The sequence below is a fragment of the Ensifer adhaerens genome (genome assembly GCF_002940685.1).
Lineage (GTDB): Bacteria > Pseudomonadota > Alphaproteobacteria > Rhizobiales > Rhizobiaceae > Ensifer > Ensifer adhaerens_E.
Window position 1 is genome coordinate 322,464 of sequence record NZ_PNFP01000007.1, and the last position, 26,908, is coordinate 349,371.

The 26,908-nt window shown below is 61.3% G+C and carries 26 protein-coding genes; 13 read left to right on the forward strand and 13 right to left on the reverse strand.

All coding sequences use genetic code 11. From position 1 onward, the window contains the following. The first annotated feature begins 132 nt into the window (after nt 1-132). Together C1A35_RS16320 and C1A35_RS16325 are read left to right on the forward strand one after the other, a co-directional pair. Nucleotides 133-1,185, forward strand: coding sequence for an alpha/beta fold hydrolase (locus C1A35_RS16320; protein ID WP_104665334.1), 1,053 nt, complete (start codon nt 133-135; stop codon nt 1,183-1,185). A gap of 308 nt (nt 1,186-1,493) precedes the next feature. Beyond that, on the forward strand, nt 1,494-1,910 hold the full coding sequence (locus C1A35_RS16325) for an organic hydroperoxide resistance protein (RefSeq protein WP_104665335.1): 417 nt from the start codon (nt 1,494-1,496) through the stop codon (nt 1,908-1,910). 197 nt (nt 1,911-2,107) lie between these two features. On the opposite strand, the gene C1A35_RS16330 is transcribed toward C1A35_RS16325, so the two are convergent. From C1A35_RS16330 to C1A35_RS16345, 4 genes are all read right to left on the reverse strand, one after another. Next, a complete protein-coding gene (locus C1A35_RS16330) occupies nt 2,108-3,436 on the reverse strand; it encodes a sensor histidine kinase (RefSeq protein WP_104665336.1) in 1,329 nt (442 codons plus the stop codon). Beyond that, nucleotides 3,433-4,173 (reverse strand): response regulator, encoded by a 741-nt coding sequence (locus C1A35_RS16335; RefSeq protein ID WP_104665337.1) that lies wholly within the window; start codon nt 4,171-4,173, stop codon nt 3,433-3,435. The genes C1A35_RS16330 and C1A35_RS16335 overlap by 4 nt, the downstream gene beginning before the upstream one ends. Before the next feature lie 238 nt (nt 4,174-4,411). Beyond that, nucleotides 4,412-4,651 (reverse strand): tautomerase family protein, encoded by a 240-nt coding sequence (locus tag C1A35_RS16340; RefSeq protein WP_104665338.1) that lies wholly within the window; start codon nt 4,649-4,651, stop codon nt 4,412-4,414. Between the two features lie 114 nt (nt 4,652-4,765). Next, nucleotides 4,766-5,479, reverse strand: a complete 714-nt coding sequence (locus tag C1A35_RS16345) for an SDR family NAD(P)-dependent oxidoreductase (protein ID WP_104665339.1) — start codon at nt 5,477-5,479, stop codon at nt 4,766-4,768. Between the two features lie 583 nt (nt 5,480-6,062). Here C1A35_RS16345 and C1A35_RS16350 point away from each other — a divergent pair. Further along, entirely contained in the window at nt 6,063-6,743 is a 681-nt protein-coding gene (locus tag C1A35_RS16350; protein WP_158665087.1) for a hypothetical protein, read from the forward strand. A 58-nt stretch (nt 6,744-6,801) separates the two neighbouring features. After that, nucleotides 6,802-7,086: a hypothetical protein gene (locus C1A35_RS35980; protein ID WP_158665088.1), complete on the forward strand. Its 285-nt coding sequence runs from the start codon at nt 6,802-6,804 to the stop codon at nt 7,084-7,086. 71 nt (nt 7,087-7,157) lie between these two features. On the opposite strand, the gene C1A35_RS35985 is transcribed toward C1A35_RS35980, so the two are convergent. After that, the gene (locus C1A35_RS35985) at nt 7,158-7,964 is read right to left on the reverse strand and encodes a hypothetical protein (RefSeq protein ID WP_158665089.1); all 807 of its coding nucleotides are present in this window, start codon (nt 7,962-7,964) and stop codon (nt 7,158-7,160) included. 514 nt (nt 7,965-8,478) lie between these two features. On the opposite strand from C1A35_RS35985, the gene C1A35_RS16355 reads away from it, so the two are divergent. The 4 genes from C1A35_RS16355 to C1A35_RS36725 all read left to right on the forward strand — a co-directional run bounded on the left by C1A35_RS16355 (nt 8,479) and on the right by C1A35_RS36725 (nt 13,892). Next, on the forward strand, nt 8,479-10,401 hold the full coding sequence (locus tag C1A35_RS16355; RefSeq protein WP_234822881.1) for a type I secretion system permease/ATPase: 1,923 nt from the start codon (nt 8,479-8,481) through the stop codon (nt 10,399-10,401). A 20-nt stretch (nt 10,402-10,421) separates the two neighbouring features. Then, entirely contained in the window at nt 10,422-11,753 is a 1,332-nt protein-coding gene (locus C1A35_RS16360; RefSeq protein WP_234822882.1) for an HlyD family type I secretion periplasmic adaptor subunit, read from the forward strand. 32 nt (nt 11,754-11,785) lie between these two features. Further along, a complete protein-coding gene (locus tag C1A35_RS16365) occupies nt 11,786-12,889 on the forward strand; it encodes a hypothetical protein (protein WP_104665342.1) in 1,104 nt (367 codons plus the stop codon). A 184-nt stretch (nt 12,890-13,073) separates the two neighbouring features. Continuing rightward, nucleotides 13,074-13,892, forward strand: coding sequence for a response regulator transcription factor (locus C1A35_RS36725; protein ID WP_234822883.1), 819 nt, complete (start codon nt 13,074-13,076; stop codon nt 13,890-13,892). A 219-nt stretch (nt 13,893-14,111) separates the two neighbouring features. Here the strand turns inward: C1A35_RS36725 and C1A35_RS16375 are convergent, their stop codons facing one another. After that, entirely contained in the window at nt 14,112-14,708 is a 597-nt protein-coding gene (locus tag C1A35_RS16375; RefSeq protein WP_104665343.1) for a TetR/AcrR family transcriptional regulator, read from the reverse strand. A gap of 96 nt (nt 14,709-14,804) precedes the next feature. On the opposite strand from C1A35_RS16375, the gene C1A35_RS16380 reads away from it, so the two are divergent. The 3 genes from C1A35_RS16380 (at nt 14,805) to C1A35_RS16390 (ending at nt 17,704) form a co-directional block, all read left to right on the forward strand. Next, nucleotides 14,805-15,860 carry a sugar phosphate isomerase/epimerase family protein gene (locus C1A35_RS16380; RefSeq protein WP_104665344.1) on the forward strand — a complete coding sequence of 352 codons (1,056 nt, stop codon included), beginning with the start codon at nt 14,805-14,807 and terminating at the stop codon, nt 15,858-15,860. 108 nt (nt 15,861-15,968) lie between these two features. After that, on the forward strand, nt 15,969-16,763 hold the full coding sequence (locus C1A35_RS16385) for an alpha/beta fold hydrolase (RefSeq protein WP_104665385.1): 795 nt from the start codon (nt 15,969-15,971) through the stop codon (nt 16,761-16,763). Further along, entirely contained in the window at nt 16,763-17,704 is a 942-nt protein-coding gene (locus C1A35_RS16390; RefSeq protein WP_104665345.1) for an alpha/beta hydrolase fold domain-containing protein, read from the forward strand. The genes C1A35_RS16385 and C1A35_RS16390 overlap by 1 nt, the downstream gene beginning before the upstream one ends. A gap of 107 nt (nt 17,705-17,811) precedes the next feature. Here C1A35_RS16390 and C1A35_RS35990 read toward each other — a convergent pair whose 3' ends face one another. The 7 genes from C1A35_RS35990 to argH form a co-directional block, all read right to left on the reverse strand. Next, nucleotides 17,812-18,027: a hypothetical protein gene (locus C1A35_RS35990; protein WP_158665090.1), complete on the reverse strand. Its 216-nt coding sequence runs from the start codon at nt 18,025-18,027 to the stop codon at nt 17,812-17,814. Between the two features lie 528 nt (nt 18,028-18,555). Continuing rightward, nucleotides 18,556-19,425, reverse strand: coding sequence for a polysaccharide deacetylase family protein (locus C1A35_RS16400; RefSeq protein ID WP_104665346.1), 870 nt, complete (start codon nt 19,423-19,425; stop codon nt 18,556-18,558). Between the two features lie 12 nt (nt 19,426-19,437). Next, nucleotides 19,438-20,811: an MmgE/PrpD family protein gene (locus C1A35_RS16405; RefSeq protein WP_234822885.1), complete on the reverse strand. Its 1,374-nt coding sequence runs from the start codon at nt 20,809-20,811 to the stop codon at nt 19,438-19,440. A 96-nt stretch (nt 20,812-20,907) separates the two neighbouring features. Then, a complete protein-coding gene (locus C1A35_RS16410) occupies nt 20,908-21,735 on the reverse strand; it encodes an ABC transporter substrate-binding protein (RefSeq protein ID WP_234822886.1) in 828 nt (275 codons plus the stop codon). 29 nt (nt 21,736-21,764) lie between these two features. Further along, nucleotides 21,765-22,535 carry an amino acid ABC transporter ATP-binding protein gene (locus C1A35_RS16415; protein ID WP_104665349.1) on the reverse strand — a complete coding sequence of 257 codons (771 nt, stop codon included), beginning with the start codon at nt 22,533-22,535 and terminating at the stop codon, nt 21,765-21,767. Between the two features lie 11 nt (nt 22,536-22,546). Further along, a complete protein-coding gene (locus tag C1A35_RS16420) occupies nt 22,547-23,413 on the reverse strand; it encodes an amino acid ABC transporter permease (RefSeq protein ID WP_104665350.1) in 867 nt (288 codons plus the stop codon). Further along, the gene (argH, locus tag C1A35_RS16425) at nt 23,410-24,864 is read right to left on the reverse strand and encodes an argininosuccinate lyase (RefSeq protein WP_104665351.1); all 1,455 of its coding nucleotides are present in this window, start codon (nt 24,862-24,864) and stop codon (nt 23,410-23,412) included. The genes C1A35_RS16420 and argH overlap by 4 nt, the downstream gene beginning before the upstream one ends. 154 nt (nt 24,865-25,018) lie before the next feature. Here argH and C1A35_RS16430 point away from each other — a divergent pair, with 154 nt between their 5' ends. After that, the gene (locus tag C1A35_RS16430; RefSeq protein WP_337441996.1) at nt 25,019-25,879 is read left to right on the forward strand and encodes a LysR substrate-binding domain-containing protein; all 861 of its coding nucleotides are present in this window, start codon (nt 25,019-25,021) and stop codon (nt 25,877-25,879) included. Nucleotides 25,880-25,890: 11 nt separating this feature from the next. Further along, nucleotides 25,891-26,415 (forward strand): GNAT family N-acetyltransferase, encoded by a 525-nt coding sequence (locus C1A35_RS16435; RefSeq protein WP_104665353.1) that lies wholly within the window; start codon nt 25,891-25,893, stop codon nt 26,413-26,415. The last annotated feature ends 493 nt before the right edge of the window (nt 26,416-26,908 follow it).

Below are 26,908 nucleotides of genomic sequence, written 5' to 3' on the forward strand. Positions count from 1 at the left end.
GGATCAATTGTATCACCGTGTGTCCGACGCCTGCCGATTCTACATGCGCTTTCAATTGGGGCGGCCAAGCACACGCGCGGGATACACCGGCACTCCATTCCTGATGGCAGTTCAGGTCACCGGAGGTTCCCAATGTCGGACGAAGTCAACCACCCACGCCGTCGTTTCATCGGCGCCATCGCGCTCTCGCTCGCTGTGACGCAGTTCGCTTCCGCCGGCGCCGCCGGAGCGCAAGCGGCAACCGGCGCGGCTCCGCGCCTGCCGGCCGTAACCCCCGGGACGAACAAATCCTTCGCGACCCTCAAGCAGATCGATGCCGGCGTGTTGAACGTCGGCTATGCCGAGCTTGGCGCCAGTGACGCTCCGGTCGTCATTCTCCTGCACGGCTGGCCCTATGACATTCACACCTATGTGGATGTGGCGCCGCTTCTGGCAAATGCCGGCTACCGCGTCATCGTTCCCTATCTGCGCGGCTACGGCACGACCCGGTTCCTCTCTGCGGACACACCCAGGAACGGCCAGCAGGCGGCGATCGCCACGGACATCGTCGCCCTCATGGATGCGCTCGAGATCGAAAAGGCGGTCATCGGCGGTTGCGATTGGGGTGCGCGAACAGCAAATATCATCGCCGCGCTCTGGCCCGAACGTTGCAAGGCGCTGGTCTCTGTCAGCGGCTACCTGATCGGCAGCCAGGACGTGAACAGGAAGCCGCTGTCGCCGCAGGCCGAGCTTGCCTGGTGGTACCAGTTCTACTTCGCCACCGAGCGGGGCTATGAGGGTTACAAGCAGAACCACAAGGAATTCGCCCGTCTGATCTGGAAGCTAGCTTCGCCCAGGTGGAACTTCGACGACGCCACCTTCGACAGGAGTGCCGAAGCGCTGGAAAACCCCGATCATGTCGATATCTCGATCCATAATTACCGCTGGCGCCTCAGCCTTGCCGAGGGTGAAGCGAAGTATGACGATCTCGAAAAGCGGCTGGCACAGTTCCCTGCGATCACCGTCCCGACGATCACGCTGGAGGGCGACGCCAATGGCGCTCCGCATCCGGACCCATCGGCCTATGCCAAGCGCTTCTCCGGCAGATATGAGCATCGGCTGATCAGCGGCGGCATCGGTCACAACCTGCCGCAGGAGGCGCCGCTTGCCTTCGCCGAGGCGATCGTCGCCGTCGACCGTTTCTAGTTCTTCTCCCGCCGATTGCGTGGAGGCGCGGGGTTCCGGTTCGCCGGCCCCGCGCATTTTTTTGCGCGTTGACCAGTGACGGGAGTTGTCGGACGCGGCGCAGCGCATGCCGGTGAGGCGCCATGAACGACAAGCCGCTTCCGGATGGGCTTCGTATCAGCATGTATCTGCGCCGGCACCCGGCGGGTTTCCATACAATTCCAGGCTTTCGGTGAAACATCCCAGACACCTGCGGGACGCCAGATGCGTCTCGACGGTCGCAGGGCAATCGGGCCCGGACGGCAAAACCTGCCGAAAGGAAGAACACCATGAGCGAAGCTGAAAAGGTAATCTACACCGGCAAGACCCACACGACCGGCGGCCGCGACGGCGCTGCCCGGAGCGACGACGGACGCCTCGACACCAAGCTTTCCACGCCCGGCAGTTCCCGGCCGGGGACGAACCCGGAGCAGCTCTTTGCAGCCGGCTGGTCGGCGTGTTTCATCGGTGCGATCGGCCTTGCGGCCGGCCAGTCGAAGATCGCACTTCCCGCCGACGTTGCCGTCGATGCCGAAGTGGACCTTTTGAACCGCGACGGCGGCTACTTCCTCAGGGCCAGGCTGAACGTCAGTCTGCCGGGGATCGACGCCGACGTCGCGCGCCGCCTGGTCGATGCCGCGCACCAGACCTGCCCCTATTCCAAGGCCACCCGTGGGAACATCGACGTGACGATCAATCTCGTCTGATCAGCACCAGCTCTTGTCACCTCCGGAGCGGCGACCATCAGGGTCGCCGCTCTTTTGCATCGGCCATGGGCGTGGCCGAGCGCGGCCCGGGCCCGGTAAGCCTTGCCTTCTCGGGGAATTTTCTCAACATAAACATTAGGAAAATAATATATGCGATTGTTTTATCGCGACTTATCTGGCGCTTTCTGAGCTCCCCTCTACTGAGGGCGGATCACCAACTCGCCCAAGAGGCCGCCGCCGTCACGATTACGCAAGGTCAGAGACGCGTTGATGGAGACTGCCAACTGCTGGGCGATGGCGAGACCAAGCCCGGTCCCGCCGGTTTCCCGATTGCGGGAGTCTTCCAATCGCACGAAGGGCTTCAACACGGCGCCCAGTTGATCGTCCGGAATGCCCGGCCCGCGGTCGAGCACGCTGATGATCACACTATCGTCGGCAAGCCGCCGCGCCTCGATCTCGGCGCTGCCGGCAAACTTGAGCGCGTTGTCGACAAGATTGGTGAGAATGCGCCGGAGCGCCTGCGGACGGGTCGTGATCGTGCCGCCATCGACGTCACGGGCGCTGACGGATTTGCCGGTGTCCTGATAATCGTAGACGAGGCTTTCGATGAACGAGGCGAGATCGACGCGCGTCGGCTTCTCGACATTGCCATGGGCGCTGCGGGCATAGGCGACGCCTTCCTTGACCAGGCTCTCGATCTGGCCCAGATCCTGGATCAGCTTTTCCCGGTCGGCGAAATCCTCGGCCATTTCCGCGCGCAGCTTCATGCGGGTGATCGGCGTCTGCAGGTCGTGGGAAATGGCCGCCAGAATCTGGACGCGCTCTTCGAGATACTGGGCGATGCGGTCGCGCATGGCGTTGAACGCGGTTGCCGCATAGGCGACCTCCGTCGGGCCGGTTTCGCTGAGCCTCGGCGTGTTGCGGTTCGGGTCGAGCGTGTCGGCCGCCGCGGCAAGATTGACGAGCGGCCGGACGGCCTGGCGCATCGCGAACCAACTGCAGAAAAGCAGGAGCGCGAGTTGGGCCAGGAGCACGTAAGGCAGCCAGTCGGCGAGCGGCATCACCCCCTTGGGATAGACGTCGATCGTCAGCGGCGAGCCGTCGCTCAACGTCAGATGCGCCTGCACATGGCGTCGATCGCCAGGGATCGTTTCGACGGTCACCGGGTAGTTCGGGCCGGTCGCACGCTGGATGTTGGCCGAAAGCTCCGCAGTGGCCGGATCGACCGACGGGTTGCCGGAAACGCCCGGGCCGAGAATGAAGCCGTAGTTGTCTCGGCCGAGGCGATTGAGCCAGGAGGGGCGCTCGGCTACGGGCAGGCGGTCGAGTATCGCGATCGAGGTTGCAATGTCGTTTTCCAGCGTGTTGAACATGACGGACTTGGCTGACATGTAGCGTTCGAAGAACAGAACGGTGAACGACATCACATGTGCGATGGTGAGGCCGGCAAGCAGGATAACAAAGAGCCGCGCCCTGAGCGTGCGCGGCCATAGTCGAAAGCCTTCTTCGGCGGTGTTCGTCGTCATTCGCGCGCCTCCATGATCTCGATCGGTACCGAGAAGACATAGCCTTCGCTGCGCACCGTCTTGATGTAGGTCGGTTCGCGGGCATCGTCGCCGAGCCGCTGTCGAACACGGCTGACGAGCAGGTCGATCGACCGGTCGAACAGTTCGGCCTCGCGGCCCTGGGTGAGATTGAGCAACTGGTCGCGGTTGAGCACGCGCTGGGGGTGGTCGATGAACACCTTCAGCAGCCGATATTCTGCGCCGCTTAACGCAATCACGGTGCCATCGGCGTCGATCAGGTGCCGCGCCGTCGTGTCGAGTTTCCATCGGCCGAAGCGCAGCAACTGCCCGGCCTCCGAAATCTGCAGGTTGGGTGGCAGCATGCGGGCGCGCCGAAGCACGGCCTTGATACGGGCAAGCAGTTCGCGCGCGGAAAATGGCTTGGAGAGATAGTCGTCCGCGCCCATTTCAAGCCCGAGAATGCGGTCCATCTCGTCCGAGCGCGCCGTCAGCATGATGATCGGGATTGCCTTGTGCCTGCCGGCGCGCAGTTCGCGGCTGAGCACCAGCCCGTCGTCGCCCGGCATCATCACGTCGAGCACGATCAGGTCGACTGTATCGCCCTCGAGGAAGCTGCGCATCTGCCGCCCGTCGGCGACCGCGGTTGTGCGCAAGCCGTTTTTCTTGAGGTAGCTCGACACGAGTTCCCGGATCTCACGGTCGTCGTCGACGATCAGCACATGGTCGATATGATCCATCGGGCAAACTCCTCAAGCCGGTTCGGTCTTCGCATCTTGCCGGCAACGTTCGGTCAGGGCTTCGCGACACTTGCCCTGTCTGGTTGACGCTCGGGATATGTCGTCGGTGTGTTCGCCACATCCAGACTTGCATGTAACTGTAATGCAAGCGCCTGCGGATACATTTCGACACAATTTCACAAAGGAAACCCGCCGCTTGGTGGCAAGCGACGGGTCGCGGGAACTGTGGCTGATGGCGTCAGGCTTTAGCTTTTGCAGCAAGCTGTGCGCGATACTGGGCGGTGGGCAGGCCGCCCCAGCCCCAATTGTCGAGGTCGACCTCCTCAATGACCACATAGGTCGATTCCAGCGGCTTGTTGAGCACGTCGAGCAGCACCTGGCTGACGCCCCTGATGATCTCGGCCTTTTCCTCTGCCGTCACCGCATGGCGCTCCGGCGTGGTGCCCTCGCGGGTCACCTGAACTGTCACGATCGGCATTGCCGTCTCCTTTCCGGGTTTCAATGGCACCGTCAGGTGCCGTGCTTGATCGCCAATCTCCTGGCAGAGAGCCGACACGGGGTTCACCTGTCGTCGGCGCCTCCGCCCTTGTGCCTACCAGCGTCCGGCGTTCTGGCCGCCGTCGACATGCAGGATCTCGCCTGTCACGAAGCCGGCACTTTCGAGGTAGAGGACCGCGTCGACGATATCGCGGATCTCACCCATGCGGCCGACGGGGTGAAGCGTCGAGAGCGCCGCATGGGTTTCCGGTGCGTGCATCGGCGTCTTGATGATGCCGGGCGAGACCGCGTTGACGCGAACGCCCGATGTCGCGAACTCGATGGCGAGCGCCTGGGTAACCGAGTTCAGGCCGCCCTTCGTGATCGAGGCGAGCGCCGCGGGCACGCCGGCAATCGGCTGATTGACGAGGCTGGTGGTGATGCTGACGATGTGGCCGGAGCCCTGCTTCAGCATCTCGCGTGCGGCGCGCTGGGTGATGTGGAAGAAGCCGGCGACATTGACGCTCATGTTCTGGTCATAATCTTCCTGGGTGAATTCGGTGAACGGCTTGGCGGTGAAGATCCCGGCATTGTTGACCAGCGTGTCGATACGGCCGAACCGTTCGAGGCCCAGGCGCACGACTCGCTCGGCAGTCTCGGGATTGCCGATGTCGCCGGCGACAGCGAGAATGCCGGCGTCCGCGCTCTCCTGAATGGAGCGAGATGTGGCGATGACGCGATAGTTGCGATCGCGGTAAGCGCCTACCAGGGCGGCGCCGATACCCTGCGATGCACCGGTGATGATCGCGACCTTCTGTTCGTTGCTCATGGATGTGATCCTTTTTCGATTGCAACGGGCGTTTCGCGGCCCGTCCTCCGCCCTCGGCGTTGGTGCAATCAGATTTAGACCCATCCGATGTGTGGGAGAATTGACGACGTTCGGCGGTCAATCAACCGAAAATCGGCATAATCTAGTCGAGCGCCGAATTCCCTCGCCAAGCGCGCGAACTCGGCGTGCAGCCGAGGCACAGGCGCCCGCCGAAGTGTCCCAGTCCAAATCTGCCACCACCAAACTCGACAAGCTCGATCTACTCAGCTGGACAAGCTGAAGTGAAACGGTGCCTGCCGCGAGAAATGATGGTGACATCGCTGCCACCCTGATCTCCAGCGCCCGAAGAGACGGCGGGGTAAGAGTGAAAGGAGTCTGTTGCCCCTCCTCGGGCAGGGGCCCAGAGACGGCGCCTACAGCCACGCTGCCGAGGTGCTTGAGGGCTTCTTGTGCATTCCTTCGCCCCCGACGAGCAAACGCTCCCACATACATTGGTGTTAATCATTTCTGGCGGCGGCGGCGTGAGGAGCCTGATCTCGGACTCGCCCTGGCTAGCACTGACGTCTGTCTTCTTGGCTCTTCCTTGACGTCCTTCGCCCGAGTTGGCGTCTATCCCAGTCGTTCGAAAGGTGGGATTCTCAATCGCAGGTGCAAGCTCTCGCTGTTCACAAGGAGATGCATGATGGGCAGGGATGAAATCGACCTGGATCAGGACTCGGAACTCAGAGACGATGTCGACATCAAGGTAGACGTTGGCTCGCCGTCGGTTGCCGTCGAGCTCGATGCCGAGGTCGATCAGAATGGCGAAATTGACCAGGAGACCGACATCGATAGCGACCGGGACGACACTGGCAGCCGCGACGTCGACGTGACTGCTGATCAGCGGCCCGAGGTCGATCAGCGGATCGAAGTGGATGTCGAAGTAAGCGAGGACGACGGTATTGTCGTCGTCGAAATCGATGCGGAAGTGGAAGACGATGTCGAGATCGAAAGCGATGTCGATGCGGATATCGACGCTGACGACGAAGATAGTCTCGACGTCGAAATCGATCAGGACACCGAAAACGACGGAAACATCGATGTCGACGTGGAAGTCCGTGATGACCTCGACGCCGAAGTCGACGTGGACGTCGCTTCCCTCCTGGAAGCCCTGGCAAACGGGGCGTTCGAGCTGGATGATGACGGCGATATCGAAGTCGCCCTGTATGAAGAAGCTGTCGCCGACGGTGATATCGACGTGGCCGTCGAAATAGACGACGCGTGAGTTCGCCTGCCCGGCTAGTCCCGCAGATACACGATCCGGTCCAGTTGCGGACCCGGAGATGAGGCGTAACGGCTTCACCGCAGAACCGGGAGGCTGTGTTTTCAGCGAACGCCAAACGGGCGTTCCTGTCGCCGATCTGTGCCAAAGCATCGCGTCATCGATCGCGTATCTACTCGTGGAAGGCCAGATTTGGCCATCAAGGACGCCAGCGACGGCCATCGTGTTCGGCCGCTGGAAACAAGAACGCCGATTTGAGAAAACAATGTTCGTCAAAGAAATTCTGAAATATTTTCTTGGTATGGGGACGTTACATATTTCAACAATTATGTTGGTGTATGTTTAGACCGGTTCTATTTTCTGAACCAGAAAACTTAAACCAACGAATTAACCTAATAAGATACATCGCGGTCCGAATTAAGAAGAAAATCCTTCCGCAACTATCCCTTTAGTCAACCCGAATTGGCAACTGTTTTCCGACGCCGGAAACAGTGATGCTTTGTCGCAATCGATCGCTGGACGAAGGATCCGTGAGGATCGTTGATCGTCATGGTCGATCATCCAACTAGCCATCGATGCGCTGAGGAAGCAACCGGAGGAGTGCACGAAATGCCCGACGTTAAAGACAATGACTTCGACATAGATATCGACGCCGACATCGATCAGGACCTCGATCAGGATCAGGACCAGGACGTAGATACCGATACCGACCAGGACTCCGACGTTGATATCGACAACGACAATAACAACGACACCGATCAGGATGCAGACACCGACAATGACGCCGACGCCGATGCCGACGCCGACGATCGTAGTGACGCGGATGCCGACGCAGATGCCGACGGCGACGCCTGGAATGACAACGACACCGATCAGGACAACGATAACGACGTGACCGTCGATCAGGATCAGGATGTCGACGTAGATGTCGACCAGGATCAATACGCCGAACAGCACGCGGACATCGATATCGACTTCGATTTCGATGTGGCCTGAACGATCTCCCCGAAAGTAGGCGCCCGGATAAGTCCGAGCGCCGCCTTTGCCAATCGCGGCGGGACGTTGGTGCGCCGTGGCTCGCTCGCGAGGCTTTCGCCCCATGGCTTTTTCCCGAATTATGTCCCGCGTAGGAACGGAAATAGAGCGAGCACTGCGCCGCCTTTGCCTCTTGGTCGCGACGGGATGTCGGGCCACCGTGGCTTGCGCGCGAAGCTGTCGCCTCATGCTCTCCCGAATGAGGTCTCGCGCGGGAGCGGAAATCGTGCAGGCATTGTACGGCCTTTACCTCTTAATCGCTGAGGGAGGCCGGTCCACCGTGGCTTTCTCGCGAACCTGTCTCCTTATGCTCTCCCGAATGAGGTCTCGCACGGGAACGGAGATAGAGCGTGCATGGCGCCGCCTTTGCCTCTTGGCCGCGGCGGGCCGTCGGGCCACCGTGGCTTTCTCGCGAAGCTGTGTCCTCATGCTCTCCCGAATGGGGTCGCGCGCGGGAACGGAGATAGCGCGAGCATGGCGCCACCTTGGCCACTTGGTCGCGGCGGGCGGGCGGTCCACCGTGGCTTTCTCGCAAAGCTGTCTCCTCATGCTCACCCGAATGAGGTCTCGCACGGGAAAGGAGATAAAGCGAGCATGGCGCCACCTTGGCCTCTTGGCCGCGGCGGGCCGTCGGTCCACTGTGGCTTTCTCGCGAAGCTGTCTTCTCGTGCTCACCCGAATGAGGTCCCGTGCGGGAACGGAAATGGAGCAGGCATGGCGCCGCCTTTACGTCCTGATCGCAGTGGGACGTTCGTCCGCCGCAGCTCGTTCGCGCGGTGGCAGCCCCATGGCCTCCTCCCGAACTGGCTCCCGCGCAGGAACGGAAATCGAGCAGGCATTCATGCTTTGCCGGGCGTCGCTCGTCGTGGTCTTCGTGCTCAGTTTCTTCGTAAATCTCTTGGCCCTGACGGTTCCGCTCTATCTTCTGCATGTTTATGACCATGTCCTTGCGAGCCGCAGCATCGACACGCTTGTGATGTTGACCCTGATCGTGGTTGTGGCGCTGGCCGTCCATGCCACGCTCGAAGCCTTGCGGCGGGCCATGCTTGCCCGCATCGGTGTCTGGCTCGACGATCGCCTTCAACATTCTGTTCTGATTTCAGCGGTCCAGTCGGCCCTGCGCAGCGATGCTGCCGCGGCCGCGCAGGCCTGGCGTGATCTCAGCGGCCTTCGGTCCTTCTTCGGCAGTAGCGCCTGCACGGCACTGTTCGACCTCCCCTGGACGCCGATATTCATTCTCGCGATGATCCTCGTGCATCCGCTGCTCGGCGCGATAAGCCTTTTGGCGTCGGTAGTCCTGTTCGGGTTGGCCATGCTCAACGAGATCGTGACGCGCAAGCCGTTTGCTCGCGCCAGCGCCGCTTGGGCCGCAAGTCAGCACCGGTATGAATCGCTCCTGCGCAACGTCGAGGCCATCAGCGCGATGGGCATGCTGCCGGGTGTGGCTCGCCTGGTGAACGATGACCAGGTGGTCGCGAAGGAGGCTCAACTCTCCGCCGCCGCGCGAGCATCCGCAATCCAGGCGCTCGCGCGCTTTATCCGCCTTCTCGCTCAGGTGATCGTCATGGCCTGCGCGGCCTGGCTCGTGATCCTGCACGACATCAGCCCGGCGGCGATCTTCGCCGCCACCATCCTGCTCGGGCGCTCCCTCGGCCCGGTGGAGAGCGCAATCGGCACTTGGCGGGCAGTCAGCGGTGCGCGCCTGGGCTATGGTCGCCTCCGCAAGATCATGGCGTCGGCGCCTCAAGCTCGAAGAGCCATGAAACTGCCGCGCCCAAATGGCCAGCTCTCCGTCGAACAGGTGACGTTCATGCCACCCGGCGCCGACACGCCGACCCTCCGCCGGCTGTCCTTCGCCATCAACCCAGGGGAAGTCCTCGGCGTGATAGGGCCGTCGGGGGCCGGCAAGTCGACGCTCGGTCGTCTCATCGCCGGCACCATCGCCCCGACAGCCGGCCATGTGCGCCTCGACGCCGCCGACATCGGAATATGGCTTGGGTCCGGTGGCCACCGGCACTTCGGTTACCTTCCACAGGACATCGAACTCTTCGGCGGCACGGTTCGGGACAACATCGCCCGCCTGCAGGAGGCTGAGCCGGATGATGTGATCGGCGCGGCCGCGATGGTCGGGCTGCATGAAATGATCATGCGGCTACCCATGGGATACGAGACCGACATCGGTGAGGGGGGCATGCGGCTCTCCGGCGGACAGCGGCAACGGCTGGGGTTGGCGCGGGCCTTGTTCGGCCATCCGCGTCTCATCGTCCTGGACGAGCCGAATGCCAGTCTCGACACCGAAGGTGAAACGGCCTTGCGGCAAGCGATCCAGGAGATGCGCCAGCGGGGTGCGACGATCGTCATCATCGCACAGCGCCTCGGCATCCTGAACATGGCCGACAAGATACTTGTGCTCGACAACGGCGCAATGGATGCGTTCGGGAGTCGCAAGGACGTCGCCGGCAAGATCAAGGCCGGGCGCACCAGCCTTCCGGTCAAACCCCAGCAAATCGTCGTTGCTGACCGGGGTCAAAGCCGGCCGGACGGCCGTGGCGCCTCGAAACCGTCCCCGCTCTGGACGCGGGGAGGCTTCATAGCCGGGGAAGGACACGGGAGGACTGCGTCGTGAGAGGGGCCAGACGCATTGCCATGCCGGATCTTGCGACTATTCCAACGCCGTCGGGCACGCCGTTCCAATCCCTGCGGCTGCTCGCGGTCGGAGCGTTCGGGCTCGTTGGTGTGTTCGTGATCGGTTTCGGTACTTGGGCAAGCATCGCTCCGCTCGAAAGCGCCGCTATTGCCGCCGGCGCCATCGAGGCAGAATCGAGCCGTAAGACCGTTCAGCATCTGGAGGGCGGAATTATCAGGCATATTCTTGTGCACGACGGTGACGAAGTTGCCGCGGGACAACCCCTTCTCCGGATGGACGATACCAGGGCCCGCGCGACCGTCCAGGTGCTTCAGGCGCAGCTTCGAGAGGCCCAAGCCATGGAGGCGCGCCTGCTGTCCGAGCGTATCAAGGGCGAGAGGATCGAGTTTCCGGGGGCACTCCTGAAGTCGGCCGCGCGGGGCGACGCTGCCTTGGCGGAGATTCTCGCGGGGCAGGTGAAGATCTTCGATACACGCCGTGAGCTTCAATCATTGCGAATCGAGGTCATTCAACAGCGCAAGGCGCAGACACAACAGGAAATCGCTGCGCTGCGTTTTCAGGTGGATGCAGCAACCAAACGGGCGGCTATCATCCGCAAGGAGCTGGCGACCGTTGTTCCGATGGTTGCCAAGGGGCTGCAGACGCGCGTTCGCCTCCTGCAGCTCGAGCGCGAGCAGGCGGAGATCGACGGACGGCTTGGTGACGCGCTTGCTCAAGTTTCGCGTGCCGAGCAAGCAATCGGCGAATCGCAGGCGATGATCCTCAAGCTCGAAAGCGACCAGCAAACCGAGATCGCCCAAAGTCTGCGCGACACCCAGTCACGGGCTTTTGAGCTCCTGGAGCGCATGGAGGCGGCGAGCGACGTCCTCGCGCGCACGGTGGTGCGTGCGCCCCAGGCCGGTACGATCACAGATTTGAGAATCCACACGCTCGGAGGCGTGGTGACGGCCGGCGAACCCTTGATGGATCTCGTTCCACGCCAGGATCGGCTGATCGTGCGGGCTCAAGTCAAGCCAGAAGACATCGACCTGGTTCGTCCCGGCCTTGAGGCCCGCGTGCGTCTTCTGGCGTACAAGCATCGCAGGGTTCCGCCGGTCGAAGGTGTCCTCACCTATGTCTCCGCCGACCGTCTGGTCGATAGGCAGACGGAACGAGCCTACTACATAGCCCGTGTCCGGATAGATGACGCGTCCCTGCGCGCGCTACCGGACGTGGAGATCATGGCTGGTATGCCGGCTGAGGTGCTGATCAAGACCGGGCAGTTCACCGTTGCCCACTACGTCTTGCGCCCTCTTCTGGAGAGCTTCAACCGCGCATTCCGAGAGGACTGAGCAACTCATAGGGGGCCTGCGGGAGACGTTTCATGGGGGCGGATCTGCATCTGAAAACCGAGGGGCCGGATATTCTTGCAGATGGGGGTACGCGTCACCTGCTGCTACCCATCGAAGACAATGTGGAAGAAATGTTCGGAGAAGCGTTCGCGCCCACCGGCGGCGCGGGCCCGGCGAGCGCGGCTGCTTTTCCAGGCACCCCTTCGGGGGCACCTGTCGATGCCGACCTGCAGCTTGTTCAGGATCCCTTTGCGGAAACGGAGATGATTGCGGTCAAGGGACCGGTGACACCGAGCGACACGGTCCGTGTTCCGGAAGTGCCCGTGGGTGAGGCGAACACGCTTCATTCGCTTAGCCTTCCGCTTGCCGCAACGTCCTTGGAGCCGAAATCCAACGGGGTTGCTCGTGGAGCAGAAAGCGACGGGCACCGCGAAGGCGTGTCGATGGCGCAACCCGGGAGGGGCGGCGAAGCGAGCCAAACGGAAAGCCACGCCGACCCACCGGATGCCGACAATGCCAATCCACCGGATGCCGAAAACGATGTCGATCACGGTCATGAGGTCAGAGCGCTGCAGACCGCCATTGCGGAACAGGACGCGCGGATCATCGTCAACGGCTATCCGGGTGAGGTGGTTGCACGTCTGCATATCGAGCAGGACGTCATGCTGGATCAAGACGTGGACATAGCCCTGACCTCCATCGACGGCGGCGGGCATTTTGCCATTCTGGTCGATCAGGACATGTACATCGACCAGGAGGTCGACATTGATCTCGAAATCTTCGATGCGGATGGGGTGCTCTACATCGATCTCTTTTTGCGCGACACGATCGAGATCGAGCAGGATACCTCAATAGGCTTTCAACTCGGCGAAGGGCGGCCTGGCGGCACTGTCGAGGTGGATCAGGACATCGAGCTTGAACAAGATGTCGACATCGATATCGACATCGAGGACGAACTGGAAGAGCGCTACGTCCTCAACGTCGAAATCGGGGTTGCCCAGGAAGTCGACGTCGTTCAACAAGCCAACGTAGACATCGTAATTTCAGATGACGAGATCGACGTGGCTGTTGACGCTGTGCAGACTGCGGCCGTCGATCAGCAAACTATCGCGCTAGTGGATTTCGCCATAGCATAACAGTAGAACGCAGAGTAGGTCAGCCGCTGCGGGCAGCCCTTTCGGCGATTGATTTTGTTAGTTATAAGAATTTCCTAATATCATTGAATGCTAGGATAGCTTTGGCGGTTTTATTTGGTATAGTGTATTTGGGACAGGGTTTGGCTGCGGGCGTGTTTGAGTAACGACTGGAGAGGGGGTAGATATGCCTCTTTCGACAGCAGATCAGCAGTATGGGTTCAATTGTGAGCGTTCTTCCATTGTTATCGTCGATCGCTTTTTACTATTGCGAAGTTGCCTTGCTCGCGTCCTTCGACACGAGTTTCAAGGTTTCGGCGTCCTGGACATAGCAACAACGCACGAGCTCGAGTACATACTTGGGCCGATCGGGCTCGTTGTTCTCAATATAGAGAGTGACGCCTCGACGGTAGAGCTTGTGCGGGAAAAGTTGGCTTCTCTTCGGCGATCGCTGGCCGACGTCCCCGTCGTCCTGATTACCCAATGGGATACGTCGACGATATCGGATTCAATGGTTTCCGAGGTCGCCCGATCTGGCGTGCGGGGCTACGTTGCGGCCAATGCGCCTATTGAACTTGTCCTGTCTTGCCTTAGGCTCGTCATGGGCGGCGGTGTCCACTTTCCGCAATCGACGACTGGAGGCGGAGAGGGCTATATGACTGCGTCCGTGTTGCCCGACAATAGCGGTGCACTGCAATTGCCGGCGGGTGACGAGACTGGTGAGTTGGTCTCCAGTACCGACAAATCACGTGTTGCATTTACGGAACGCGAGCGACAGGTGCTGGCAAGCTTGCAGCGCGGCCTGCCAAACAAAGTCATCGCCAAACAGCTGAGTCTGTCGGAGAACACGATAAAGGTCCACATCTCGAACATCATGCGCAAGCTAAATGCGACAAATCGCACCGAAGTCGCCCTCGCCGCGCAAGGCAACATGATGGATGATTTTCGCTCCGCACTCTCGGATACTCGCCCCGCCATGAGTCTTGTCCGCCCCCCGATGAACTGAGGCATTCTTGACCCCAAGGTTTATCTCGTTTGAGGTTCCCTCGCCATCGCCGGCGGGGGAGGGTATGCGGCTGGCACGCACGGCGTTGCCACCCACATCAACAAGGTCTTCTCCGAGCAAGCGCTCTGGGAAACCATCCCCCTGCATCCATGCCAACCGGCAAGGTCATCTACTACAGGCACCCGGACGGCGTGCCGCCGGGCCGCGACCGCGGTGCGTTCAACGCGCGCTGACCATTGAATCGAAACCGACGAGAAAAGCGTCCACCATGGCATGAAGGCGGTGCGGTTGAACTCCATCGCGTGCTTGGACGGAAAGGCCGTGGAGCAAGGTTGCGCAGCAATCGCCTATGGCAACTTCATCGACATGTGCCGGGATTTCCCCCGACTGTTTCCCCGCGATCAGGCGATCGATGATCGATTGCGTTCGCGCCTTCCGATGCTCGGCCAGCCAGTCTCTGATCGCCCCGTTCTGCTGCGAACAATTCGTCGCCGCCGATACGACCATGCATCCCTTCAGTCCGTCGGTATAGAGCGCCACAGCCTCCCGGAACATGACTTCCAGGACTGAGCGGACGTCGCTGTTCTCGAGCATGGCTCGCTCGGCAAAGCCGCCCTCATTCGTCTCGTAGTGCTCGATAGCTTCCCGGAACAAGGCTTCCTTGGAGCCAAAAGCGGCATAAATCCGCGCGGAGGCGATGCCAAGGCTATCCACCAGATCGCTCATGGAAACACCTTCGAACCCACGCGCCCAAAACAGATCTCGGGCTCTCTTCAGCGCTACGTCCCTGTCAAACTCTCTGGGTCTGCCTGCCACGTCCCGCTCCTATGTTTGTCGATCAACAAATAATTCGCTTGACGCGGAGATGCAAGGCTGCCAATTCTTTGTCGATCAGCAAAGAAAGGCGATCCAGTGAAAACCATAAAAGGCCCAAGCCTCCATCTCGCTCAATTCAGCGATGCCAATCCGCCCTTCAACACGCTCAAATCGATTGCCGAATGGGCGAGCGATATGGGGTTCAAGGCCCTTCAAATACCCGCTTGGGACCAACGCCTGATCGACATCCGCAAGGCGGCAGAAAGTCAGACTTATTCCGACGAGATCAAAGGCACGCTTGCCGAACACGGCTTGCAGGTTAGCGAGTTGACGACGCATATCCTTGGACAGCTCGTCGCCGTCCACCCGGCCTACGATGCGATGTGTGACGCATTCGCCCCTGAAGAGCTTCGCGGAAACGCTGCCGCCAGGAGCGAATGGGCCCTGCAGCAAATCAAACTGGCCGCCAAGGCCTCAAGGCGGCTTGGACTGACCGAGATGGGAACCTTTTCGGGCTCGTTCCTGTGGCCCTACTTCTTCCCGTTTCCACAGCGTCCCGAGGGACTGGTCGATGCCGCCTTCGACGAGCTGGCCAACCGCTGGAAGCCCATTCTCGACACCTGCGAAGGGGAGGGGATCAACCTATGTTATGAACTCCACCCGAGCGAAGACCTGCATGACGGCGCCAGTTTCGAGATGTTTCTTGATCGCATCGGTGGCCATGAACGGGCCAAAATCCTCTTCGATCCCAGCCACTTCGTCCTGCAGCAGCTCAAATACCTCGACTTCATCGACATCTATCACGAGCGGATCGGCATGTTCCACGTCAAGGACGCCGAATTCAATCCGACCGGGCGCCAAGGCATCTATGGCGGCTACCAGTCCTGGGTGAACCGTGCGGCCCGATTCCGTTCGCTTGGCGATGGTCAGGTCGACTTCCGCTCGATCTTTTCGAAATTCGCCCAGTATGATTTCTCGGGCTGGGCGACGCTGGAATGGGAATGCTGCCTGAAGAACCAGGAAGACGGAGCGCGCGAAGGTGCCGCCTTCATTCGCGACCACGTCATCCGCGTCACGAACAAGATTTTCGACGATTTCGCCGGAACGCCGCTGAGCGCCGGCCAGATGAACAAGATCCTCGGCATCGCGTAATCTTTTAAGGAAATTATTGTGGCTAATATATTGGCAACGGACATTGGGTCCGAAGGCTTCGTGCATCGCTATGTCCGCGTCGACGGGCAGAAAATCCACTGCGTCATAATGGGCGAGGGCAAGCCGGTCCTGCTCATCCCCGGCTGGCCGCAGACCTGGTACGCCTGGCGCTATGTCATGGCCGCGCTGGCGCAAAACGGCTTTCAGGCCATTGCCGTCGATCCCATTGGCACTGGGTTTTCCACCAGACCGGAGAGCGGCTACGACACGGGCTCAGTCGCGCGCCTCCTGCACCAGCTTATGATTGAGCTCGGTCACGCACGCTACGGTGTTGCCGGACATGACGTCGGAATGTGGGTCGGATACGCGCTTGCGAGCGACTATCCGGACGCGGTGGAACGCATTGCGCTGACCGAGGCTGTCATTCCCGGTCTCGCGCCTGCGCCGCAGATCTTCGTACCCCCTTCGGACAACATCTTCCTCTGGCATTTCATGTTCAATCAGGTCCTGGATCTGCCGGAATTCCTGACATCGGGACGGGAGAAAGAGTATCTCGGCTTCATGTTCGACAAATGGTCTCACCGCAGGGACCAGGTAGCCGCGGATGTCTATGCCGCTGCCTACGGGACGCCAGGGGGGATCCGCGCCGGTTTTTCCTACTACCGGGCGATCCCTGAAACCATCCGGCAAAATCAGGAACGGGCGAGCCGACCGCTGGCGATGCCGGTCCTGGCGATAGGCGCGGAGCACGCGACGGTGGACGCGCCGATGCAAACGATGCGCCCGCATGCGAGCAACCTGCGCGGCGAGATTGTCCGCGATTGTGGCCATTTCATCATGGAAGAATGCCCGGACGAGTTCATCGCGCAGGTCGTTCCCTTCTTCCTGGAGAGGGCAGCCTGATGCCTGTCGATGCGAACATTGCCGCGTTTCTGGCGCGGCTGCCGGCCACGCAACCCGGCACTCTTGGTGAAATGCGCGCAGAAACGGATCGGGCTCTGATCGCGATGCAGGGCCCGTCGGAGCCTGTCGACCACATCGACGATCTCGTTGTGGCCGGCGACGATCTGGACGTTTCAATCCCTGTGCGGGCCTACTGGCCCGCGGGAGCGAACAGGGAAAGCAATCCTCCGGCTATGGTTTTCGCCCATGCCGGGGGATGGTGCCTGGTCTCGCTCGACGCATATGACAATCCGTGTCGCGCGCTCGCCAATGCGACCGGCTGCGTTATCTTTTCCGTCGGCTATCGCCTTGCGCCCGAACATCCCTATCCGGCACCTCTCGACGATGTCTATTGCGTCTTGCGCTGGGTCGCCGATCACGCGGAACGATTGGGAGTAGACGGAGATAGGATTGTCATTGCCGGCGACAGCGCCGGCGGAAACCTGGCGGCTGCAAGCGCGATGCTCGCACGGGACCGCGGCGGACCGCCTATCGCGCAACAACTGCTCTTGTATCCGCCGGTCGATACCGATTTGGAAACCGCCTCCTATCAGGAGTTTGCTGGCGGCTATTATCTGTCGCGCGACGCGATGAAGTTTTGCTGGGGGGCCTATCTCGGTGACCGAGTGGCGGCGCCCCCAGTCTATGCCGCCCCGCTGCGCGGCGATCTCTCCGGTTTGCCGCCCGCGACAATCATGGTGAGCGAGTACGATCCCTTGCGCAGCGAAGGCGAAGCCTACGCGCGCAAACTTCAGGAATGCGGTGTTCCAACCACGCTCATCGTTCTCGAAGGGATGATTCATGCCTGCATCCATATGCTCGGCATCACGCCGGCGGCGGGAGCGATCTTTGCCAATGCGGGGAGACAGCTGCGTTCGAAGTTCGTAGCATCTTCAGGTTAGGTGGTATGACGATGCCAGGCTTGGCAACCGCAGAACTCGCTGCAAAGCCGGAAACCCGGCTTTGCGCTTGGCGGAAGAACTCATGGAACGAAGAGGAACGGATCGGCTCACGCGACGATATCACCGACATTGACTGGTTGCTGGCGCAGTCGTGGGCGAAAAGACTGCTCGACGCGAGCAGAGCTTGAAACAAGTTCGTTAGAACTCGGCCAAAGTAACGCGCGCAGTCGCCCGAGCCGTTTGACTGCGTGCTCGATGCTGGCATGATCGGCGTCTGTGGCCGTATTCAGCGGGAAGGCGAGGTTGTGCAACTCGTCGCTCATCGGCTGACTGACCTATCTGCCGAACTCGCGAGTGTCGGCGGTCGAGATGCCGACTTTCCGCTTCCGCACGGAATAGGGGACGAGTTTCATCGTGGCGCGCCGGCACCCGATCCGCGGGGGCTGCCGAAGGCACCGCGGGCGCGCGATATTGTCGATCCCTACCTGCATCTCGATCAGATCAAGGTGAAGACACGGGATTTTCGGTGAGATGATGACAAGTCTTGAGGACCGCCTTGGGGCGTCCCCGTGGGGCGTCACTTGACAGCCATTTGTTCGGCGGGTGTCGCGTCGCGCTTGTGGCTGTCGGCCGCCTGGCACAGGCTGCGATGGCAGTTCAAAACTTTACAGTAGACCCCGTAGAACAGCGGCAAAGCACCGACTGCGGACAGAAGCAAGCATTCGGCGAGGGATCAAACGCACAAGGGATTGACGAACGGCCCGTTACAGATGATCGCATAATGTATCGAATGGAATGGCAGACCTTACGGGGACTACCTGTTCAGTCGCTCACCGCCTTGCTCGAGGGTCCTAAACGCCTTCAGCTCTAGCTTCGTAATGCGAGAGGATTTCAGCGCCAGTTGCTATCCAAACGTCGTCGCGAACGGCGATTTCGGCAAGGAAGTCTTTCAGGATGCGCCAGCGCATCGGTCGGCCCGAGACCTGGGGGTGCAGGACGAGAGTGGTCACACCGCCCCAGTCATGCGTGCCGGCGAATTCTTCGCGCCATAGAGGCAGGATGGCGTCACGGCCGAAAAGTGGGCGCGAATCCAATCGACCGGTCATGCCGAAATTCCAGTCGTCGAACGCGTAGTTGACGGGGATCTCGACCGGACCGGGCCTGCCATCGGCAAGGCGATGGCGATAGGGGCGGATATCGTCGCGAAATGAGCTCGAATAACGCAGGCCGCGTACGGAAAGATAGGCGAGCAGTTCCGGGAAGTTCTCGCCGGACGGCGCGCGGTAGCCGATGGGCGTCACACCGAGCCGAGACTTCAGCGCTTCGAGGCCACGGTCGATCTCCTCTTTTGCTTCGTCAAGCTTGTTGCGATCCGGGCATTTGTGCAGGTAGCCGTGATGGGCGATCTCGTGACCGGCAGTGACAATCGGTTCGCACGCGGCGGTGTGGGCCTCGGCAGTCCAACCTGGAATGAAGAAGGTCGCCTTGAGGTTCAGCGCATCGAGCAGTTCGAGGATCTTTGCGATCCCGACCCGGGCGTCGTAGCCGCCGAGCGAGGTTGTTACCATCCGGTCAACATTGGCGTGATTGTTGCCGATCCAGGCAGTCTCGGCGTCGACGTCGAAGCCGATGAAGAGGGCGCTCTTCTTGCCGTGCGGCCAGTCAAAAATAGGAGCTGGTGGCGCCGGGTTGAGCGGGCGAGGGCTGAGGTCGTAGGTCATGTATCTTCCTTCTCAAATGAAGACCGGCGCTTCCGGTTCGTCGGTGACCAACAGTTCGGAAAGTTCCCGGCAGTCCGCGCGTCCCTCCAGCACGCCCACGAAATCGGCGAGGTCCGCGACGCGAGCCGCCGGCAACGCCATCGACGCGAGGCTGTCGAACTTGGCGCGGATGGCGGTATCGCTCATCGGCCGCTCGCTGGAGCCGGTGGCGCGCGGAACCATCGTCGTCCTGCTTTCGCCGTCGGTGAAGGTGACGGTCACTTCCGGCTCGGCCATTTGCGGCATCTGCGGGTCAGGATGGAAGTCGATCCGGTCGAGAGTGAATGCGATGTGCCGGTCTCGACGGGCCGCCGCTGAGTACTGTTCGAGGTCAACTCGACCGAACACCAGGAGTGCTGCCAGCGCGTAGCCGAGGCTCATTTGTGCGCCGGCCAGCGTCTCCAGTCGCGCCCGGCCGCACATGTCCATCAGGAAGGGGCTGAGGCGGAGATCAATCTTCGCGATGTCGACGGCGTCGCGGCCAGTCAGACTGAGAATGTCGCCCACCGCGTCGATCGCGGAATGCGCGCCGCGGCAAGCGGCATAAGGCTTGAGCGAGGCGCGCTCAATCTTCCAGTTCGTTCCAAGCCCGGCGGAGAGTTCTGCCGGCTGCCCTACATCCCGCACATAGGTGCGGAAGAAGCCACCCCAGACATCCTCGAACACCTGCGAGGGGCCGGAAAAGCCGGCGGCGGCGAGATCGGCAGCGAGAAGTCCGCCTTCAGCCGCCCGTCCGGCGTGGACCTTCTTTGCTTGGCTGCCGTCATGGTTGAAAGCCCACAGGCCAGAGGAAAAGCTGGTGGCCAGCGTCAGGGCGTGGCGAAAGAGGGCGCAGTCATAACCGCGCAGCCGGGCGACGGCGGCTGCGGCCGCGAGTGTACCGCAGGTCCCGGTGGAGTGCCAACCGGCACCATTATGCACGCCGTAGCCTCCCGACGCGTCCAGCATCCGGCGGCCGACCTCGTAGCCCGCCGTCAGCGCGCAAATGAAATCGCCGCCGGAAATCGGGCCCTCGCAAGTTGGAAGAGCTGCCAGTAGCGCGGGCAGAACGACGGCGCCCGTATGATCGCAGCCGCCGGAATCGTCGAGTTCGAAGACATGGGCGGCCACGCCATTGGTAAGCGCTGCGTCGCGCGGTCCGGTCCGCCGCTGCGAGGCCAGAAGCGGTGTTGTTCCCCCTGGTGCGGCGAGCGTACGTACCTTACGGAACTCATTGGAGCGCGTACCGGCGAGGGCTGCGCCGAGCGTATCCAAAAGGTGGGATTTGGTACGGGCGGTGATCCGGTCCGGTAGGTCGGCAGGTGCAAGTCGGGCGCAGAAATCGGCAAGCGCCTCGACATGCGTCAACGCTTGCAGGCCGCTTCGGGCTACATCGGGCATCATGATATCCTCGTTCGGGCAGGCGAGGAGGCGGCCCGGCCAACGCGCCGGGCCGCCACTCGGTCATTTCACGGTTTCGCCGTTGATCATCACGCCGTCGAGCGTGCTGCCGGCAAGGCCGTACTTTTCGAAGATTGCCTTGTATTCGCCCGAGGCCATGGCCGCCTTCAGGGCGCCGGCAATCGCATCGCGAAGTTCGGGCGTCTGCTTTGAGAAGCCGATGCCCTGGTAGACTTCCGTGAACGGCTTACCGACCACGGCATAGGTGTCCTTTTCAAGCTGCATAAGGTAGGGCAGCGTTTCCGAGCCCTGCACCGCACCGTCAAGGCGGCCCTGCTTCAACTGTGCGCGAGCGTCGGCCGAGCCTTCGGTACCGACAATCGTGAGTGCCGGCTTGCCGTTCGCTTCGCAATTGGCGGCGCTCCACTTCTTGGCCTCGTCCGGGAAGGATGTGCGGCGGCTCATACCAACGGTCTTGCCGCAGAAGTCGGTCAGTTCCTTGAATTCGTCCTTGCGTTTTGCCGACGTGTAGAACTGGGCGCCGGACCGCATGTAGTCGACGAAGTCCATGGTCTCGCGCCGGGCCGGCAGGTCGCTCATGCCACTCAGTACCAGGTCAACACGTCCGGTGTTCAGCGACGAGACCATCTGCTCGAAGCCGATTTCCGACCACTCGATTTCCGTGCCGAGCTGCTTGGCAAGTGCTTTGCCGAGCTCGATGTCGACACCCATCAGTTCGTTTGTCGCCGGGTCGCGGTATTCCATCGGCGGATAGTTTGGCGTGTTCGCGACAACGAGCTTGCCGGCGGATTTGTATTTCTCCGGTAGATCCTGCGCATGGGCGGTAAAGGCGAGAAGGCACGCCGAGGTGGCCAGAATAATCTTTTTCATTGTCGTTCCCATTCTGTCGGTTCTTGCGGTTATCGTTGCACGGCCTTGAGGAAATCGGCGGTGCGGGGGTTGTCGGGTTGGGTCAGGACCCGCGCCGAAGGGCCGTGCTCGATCAGCCGCCCGCCATCCATGAAGGCGACAGTATTGCTGACGTTGCGGGCAAAGCCCATTTCGTGGGTGACGACGATCATCGTCATGCCAGATGCGGCAAGATCGTTCATCACATCGAGCACTTCGGCCACCAGTTCGGGATCGAGTGCGGAGGTAGGCTCATCGAAAAGGATGAGCGAGGGACGCATGCCCATCGCGCGGGCGATCGCGACGCGCTGTTGCTGGCCGCCGGAAAGCTCCGCCGGATAGTTGCCTCCCTTGCCGGCAAGGCCGACGCGGTTGAGCAGATCCATCGCGTGTTCCCGTGCTGCCTTTGGGCTTTCGCCCAGGACCTGCACCGGCCCTTCGATCACGTTTTCGAGCGCAGTCTTGTGCGGGAAGAGGTTGAAGCGCTGGAACACCATGCCGATTCCGCGGCGCTGGCGGGCAATCTCGGCGTCGCTCAGTTCATAAAGCTTGTCGCCGTCGCGGCGGTAGCCGATCAGCTCGCCATTGGCCCAGATCGCACCGGAGTCGATGCGCTCCAGAAGGTTGATGCAGCGCAGGAACGTGCTTTTGCCGGAGCCGGAGGGGCCAATGATGCAGCTCACCTCGCCTTTACGGACTTCCAGCCCGACGTCATCGAGAGCCTTGAACGTGCCGAAGCTCTTGCAGACGTCGACGGCTTTCACCAGTATTTCGCTTGTCATGTGCGCCCCCTTCAGATCGTCGTGCGGCCGCGGGTGCCGCGGGCGTAGTGGCGTTCGATCCGGGATTGGATCAGGGAGAGGACGGTGACGATCGCGAGATACCAGAAGCTTGCGACCATCAGCAGCTCCAGCACGCGCGTATTGGCGTAGTAGATCACCTGCGCATTGTGCAGGATCTCCGAATACTGGATCACCGAGGCGAGCGAGGTGAGCTTGACCATGCTGATCACCTCATTGCCAACAGGCGGAACCATCACGCGCATGGCCTGCGGCAGCACGATGCGGCGCAGCGTCTGCATGCCGGTCATGCCGATCGTTCGGGCGGCCTCATACTGGCCGGTATCCACGGAGAGAAGGCCGCTTCGCACGACTTCCGAAGTGTAGGCGCCCTGCTGGATACCGAGGCCGAGCATGGCGGCAACAAAGGGCGTCATCACTTCGACGGTGTTGATCTCGAAGAGACCGGGAATGCCCATCGTCGGGAAGATCAGAGCAAGGTTGAACCAGAGCAGCAGTTGCAGGAGTGCGGGCGCGCCCCGGAATATCCAGACATAGACGAGGGCGATGTATTCGAGCACCGGATTTCCGGAAATCCGCATGATCGCAATGAGGACGCCGAGCGCGATGCCGAGCGACATCGCCGCGACCGTCATCAGTAGCGTGTTCCAGATGCCCTGAATGATCACCGGAGCAAACAGGAATTGGCCGACGACCGGCCATTCGATCTGGCCGACGACGAAGGCGCGGATCAGGAGCGCCACTAGGATGAGCACGATGGCGGCGAAGACCTTGCGCCCCACATGCTTGCGCGGGACGAGTTCGAGATGGGCGATGTCATGAGCATCGCGGCTGGAGTGGGGAAGGGCCGTGTCCGTCATGCTTGCGCTCCCGGCAATGGCGTAAGGGCAATACCCGAGAGGTTCAGTTCGGCCCAGACACGCTGTTCCTTGCAGGTTTCGGCGAAGGCCGTGATCTGTTCGCGCACCCGGGCCGGAGCCGTTCCTCCCTGGCCGAAACGTTCGGCAAGCGCCCGGGCCGGGTCGATCACCTCAAGCACGTCCGGGGTCAATGCCGCGTCGATGTTCGGCAGGTCGGTCTGAGCCAACCCATCAAGTTCCATGCCCCGCTCTTCGCAATAGCGCACGGTCGCGCCGGAGATCTCATGGGCATGCGAAAACGGAATACCCTGCCGCACCAGCCAGTCTGCGACCTCGGTTGCCAGCGTGAAGCCACGCGGCGCGTCGGCTGCCATGCGTTCGCTGTCGAAGGTCAACGTCGCGACCATGCCGGCAAAGGCAGGCAGGATCAGGTCGAGAAGATCGATCGTCTCGAAAAGGGCGCGCTTGTCCTCGGCGAGGTCGCGGTTGTAGGCGAGCGGCATCGCCTTGAGTGTGGCGAGCATGCCGGCAAGGTTGCCGATCATCGTGCCCGACATGCCACGCGTCAGCTCGGCGATATCGGGGTTCTTCTTCTGCGGCATGATCGATGAGCCAGTCGAGTAGGAATCGTGCAGCTTCACCCAGGCAAACTGGCGCGAGGCCCAGATGCAGATCTCCTCTGACAGCCGCGAGAGGTTTACCCCGAGCATCGCGGTGACGAACAGAAATTCCGAGACCACGTCGCGGCTCGCGACGGCATCAATGGAATTCTCGCAGGGGCGGGCGTAGCCGAGATCGCGCGAGGAGCTTTCGGTATCGCGGGCGAAAGCCGAGCCCGCAAGAGCTGCGGCGCCGAGCGGCGAACGGTCGAAGCGGCGGTCCCAGTCCATGAAGCGCTGGATATCGCGGCTGAGCGACTGCGCATGTGCCATAAGGTGATGACCGAGCGATATCGGCTGGGCAGGCTGAAGATGGGTGAAGCCCGGCATGACCGTTTCGATATGGGCGCTCGCCTGTGTGGCGAGTGCATCCTGTACCGAAAGCACCAGCTTCACCAGTCGCCGTGACGTGCGGCGAAGGTAAAGGCGGGTGTTGTTGGCGGTCTGGTCGTTGCGCGAGCGGCCGGCGCGCAGCTTGCCGCCGAGGGCGCCCAGCCGCTCGATCAACAGGCGCTCGTGGAAGGTGTGAAGGTCCTCATCCGAGGCATTCGGCTTCTCGCGGCCGGCCGCGACATCGGCCGCGATCGTATCGAGCGTTTGCAGCATCCGCGGCAGTTCGTCCTCACTCAGCACCCCAGCGCGCGCAAGTTCGCGAGCATGGGCGCGAGACCCGGCGATGTCTTCGGGCGAAAGGCGGAAAAAGCTCGGATTGCTTCGCGAGAGCGCCGCGAGTTCCGGAGACGGACCGCTGGAAAATCGGCCTCCCCAAAGCGACGTCGCTTGTTCTGTCATGTCAGTCTCCCATCTCGGTAATTATGTTCCCGAGCTGAGGTTGCCTTTTAGGGACCGCTTGCACAAACGCGAAAAAGCGATACCGTTATGACGAAACCGACTAGCCCATTGCCGGAGAATGCCCTTGGTTCATACCTCCGTTCCGTTGCCTTCGATGACCGCGCTTCGCGTGATGCTGGCGATTGCGGAGCGCGGCTCGACGACGGCGGCTGCGGAAAGCATCAACCTTTCGCAAAGTGCCGTCAGCAAGCAATTGCTGACCCTGGAAAACCTTCTCGGCGCGCAGATGTTCATGCGAAAGCCGTCGGGCATGGTGCCGACAGACCTCGGTCGCATCTACCTGGAGCAGGCACAGGTAGCGATCAAGGCGATGGAGGAGGCTGCGTTCCGCGCGGCGAGCCTGCAGCCGGATTCCCACACACTCCGGCTCAAGGTGCTGCCCATCCTTGGTGATCGCTGGCTTTTGCCGCGCTTTTCCGACTTCAATCTGAAACACCCGGATATCGACGTCCAGTACACGACCTTTGCGACCGACAACCCGGCCGCCCAGCCCGATGCCGTGTTCCGCTTCGGTCGGGGACCGTTCGCGAAAGAGCAGTCGATCTACCTCTTCGGCGAGGATGTCCGGCTCGTTTGCGCACCCGCTTATCTCGCGCGGCTCGGCTCCTGCGAAACCATCGAGCATGCCGCGCGCGGTATCATCATCGAGCATCCGGGCACTCCGTTGCGCTGGATCGACCTTGCAACGGAACACGGGAAACCGGGGCTTGAGCCGCAGGGCGTTATGCGCTTCGACTATTATACGCTGGTCCTGCGCGCCGCGATTTCCGGGCAGGGCATGGCTCTCGTTCCTCCTCAGCTCGTCGAGGAGGAGCTGAGGGTCGGAAGCCTCATCAATCCCGGCGGGATTCACTATAGATCCAAGGTCGCTTACTGGTTCACCATCCCGACGGACCGCAAGCCCTCGCCCGCGCTCAAGGCGTTCGAGCGCTGGCTGATGCAGCAGGTGGAATAGAGGAGAGGGGGATGGAGAAAGTGACGATACGGCATGCGAGCCTGGCCGATGCAGATGCAATCGCGCATTTCCACGTGCGGGTCTGGCGACAAACCTATCGCGACCTTGCCCCACCCGAGGTTTACGCCGCGCTCGATGAAAACCGCCGCCGCAACACCTGGCGCGAAAAGCTTGCAGTAGAGGACCCTGAACAGATCGTGCTTTTGGCCGAATTGGAGGGAAGGCCGGTCGCGATCGGCGCTGCCGGTGCCCCCTCAGCGGCAATCTTCGGTGATCGCGGCGAGATCAAAAACCTCTATGTCGATCCGGATGCCAAGCGCCAGGGCATCGGACGGGCACTGCTTTCAAGGCTCGCCGCGCATCTGGCGGAGAAAGGGTTTCCCGGAGTTGGCGTCGGTGTCGTTGACGGCAACGAACCTGCGATCGCTTTCTACGACGCGCTCGGCGGCCAGCGGGCCGGGGAATACACGGATGCCGGTCCGATCTGGCGCTCGCGAAATATCGTCTTTGTGTGGGAAAACGGCTTGGTGCTCTGAAGGTCTCAGGCAGTCGTCAGCTATGGTTCCATGGATCGCATAATGAATCGAACGGAACTCGCTTCCGCTTGACTGGGAGGCTACTTCGGCTTCCTGCCGGCCTTCAACGGATCAGGCGGCCGGGCTGAATCCACGGGAACCACAAACAGCTCAGATATGTCGATAACGAGTGCAACGACCAAGCGATCGGAAGGTCGACGTAAGAGTTGTATTCGCTGCGTTCTATTCCGCTGATCGCTGTTCGATCTACATTCGCATCGACAGCCAAATTCTCCTGCGTGATCTTTCTCGAGATCGACATCGAGGACCTTCACTCAGAGAAGATCATCGCTTTCTCCCGTCAGAACCTGTGCTATAGCGAACGCTATTTTTCCGAGATGTTCGAGACCCATGGGTTGACCGGAAACATCGCCTATAGATCCCATGAGGAGTGAACAGCGGTCGGCGCTCTGGCAGAGTGAGGCTGCATCAAAGCACTCGCTCAGGAGGAGTA

What these genes read in the sequence shown, in the direction of transcription:
- C1A35_RS16320 (WP_104665334.1), top strand. Translation starts at nt 133, where the DNA reads ATGTCGGACGAAGTCAACCACCCACGCCGTCGTTTCATCGGCGCCATC.
- C1A35_RS16325 (WP_104665335.1), top strand. Translation starts at nt 1,494, where the DNA reads ATGAGCGAAGCTGAAAAGGTAATCTACACCGGCAAGACCCACACGACC.
- C1A35_RS16330 (WP_104665336.1), bottom strand. Translation starts at nt 3,436, where the DNA reads ATGACGACGAACACCGCCGAAGAAGGCTTTCGACTATGGCCGCGCACG.
- C1A35_RS16335 (WP_104665337.1), bottom strand. Translation starts at nt 4,173, where the DNA reads ATGGATCATATCGACCATGTGCTGATCGTCGACGACGACCGTGAGATC.
- C1A35_RS16340 (WP_104665338.1), bottom strand. Translation starts at nt 4,651, where the DNA reads ATGCCGATCGTGACAGTTCAGGTGACCCGCGAGGGCACCACGCCGGAG.
- C1A35_RS16345 (WP_104665339.1), bottom strand. Translation starts at nt 5,479, where the DNA reads ATGAGCAACGAACAGAAGGTCGCGATCATCACCGGTGCATCGCAGGGT.
- C1A35_RS35980 (WP_158665088.1), top strand. Translation starts at nt 6,802, where the DNA reads ATGAGGCGTAACGGCTTCACCGCAGAACCGGGAGGCTGTGTTTTCAGC.
- C1A35_RS35985 (WP_158665089.1), bottom strand. Translation starts at nt 7,964, where the DNA reads ATGAGGCGACAGCTTCGCGCGCAAGCCACGGTGGCCCGACATCCCGTC.
- C1A35_RS16355 (WP_234822881.1), top strand. Translation starts at nt 8,479, where the DNA reads ATGGAGCAGGCATGGCGCCGCCTTTACGTCCTGATCGCAGTGGGACGT.
- C1A35_RS16360 (WP_234822882.1), top strand. Translation starts at nt 10,422, where the DNA reads ATGCCGGATCTTGCGACTATTCCAACGCCGTCGGGCACGCCGTTCCAA.
- C1A35_RS16365 (WP_104665342.1), top strand. Translation starts at nt 11,786, where the DNA reads ATGGGGGCGGATCTGCATCTGAAAACCGAGGGGCCGGATATTCTTGCA.
- C1A35_RS36725 (WP_234822883.1), top strand. Translation starts at nt 13,074, where the DNA reads ATGCCTCTTTCGACAGCAGATCAGCAGTATGGGTTCAATTGTGAGCGT.
- C1A35_RS16385 (WP_104665385.1), top strand. Translation starts at nt 15,969, where the DNA reads ATGGGCGAGGGCAAGCCGGTCCTGCTCATCCCCGGCTGGCCGCAGACC.
- C1A35_RS16390 (WP_104665345.1), top strand. Translation starts at nt 16,763, where the DNA reads ATGCCTGTCGATGCGAACATTGCCGCGTTTCTGGCGCGGCTGCCGGCC.
- C1A35_RS35990 (WP_158665090.1), bottom strand. Translation starts at nt 18,027, where the DNA reads ATGAGCGACGAGTTGCACAACCTCGCCTTCCCGCTGAATACGGCCACA.
- C1A35_RS16400 (WP_104665346.1), bottom strand. Translation starts at nt 19,425, where the DNA reads ATGACCTACGACCTCAGCCCTCGCCCGCTCAACCCGGCGCCACCAGCT.
- C1A35_RS16410 (WP_234822886.1), bottom strand. Translation starts at nt 21,735, where the DNA reads ATGAAAAAGATTATTCTGGCCACCTCGGCGTGCCTTCTCGCCTTTACC.
- C1A35_RS16415 (WP_104665349.1), bottom strand. Translation starts at nt 22,535, where the DNA reads ATGACAAGCGAAATACTGGTGAAAGCCGTCGACGTCTGCAAGAGCTTC.
- C1A35_RS16420 (WP_104665350.1), bottom strand. Translation starts at nt 23,413, where the DNA reads ATGACGGACACGGCCCTTCCCCACTCCAGCCGCGATGCTCATGACATC.
- argH (WP_104665351.1), bottom strand. Translation starts at nt 24,864, where the DNA reads ATGACAGAACAAGCGACGTCGCTTTGGGGAGGCCGATTTTCCAGCGGT.
- C1A35_RS16430 (WP_337441996.1), top strand. Translation starts at nt 25,019, where the DNA reads ATGACCGCGCTTCGCGTGATGCTGGCGATTGCGGAGCGCGGCTCGACG.
- C1A35_RS16435 (WP_104665353.1), top strand. Translation starts at nt 25,891, where the DNA reads ATGGAGAAAGTGACGATACGGCATGCGAGCCTGGCCGATGCAGATGCA.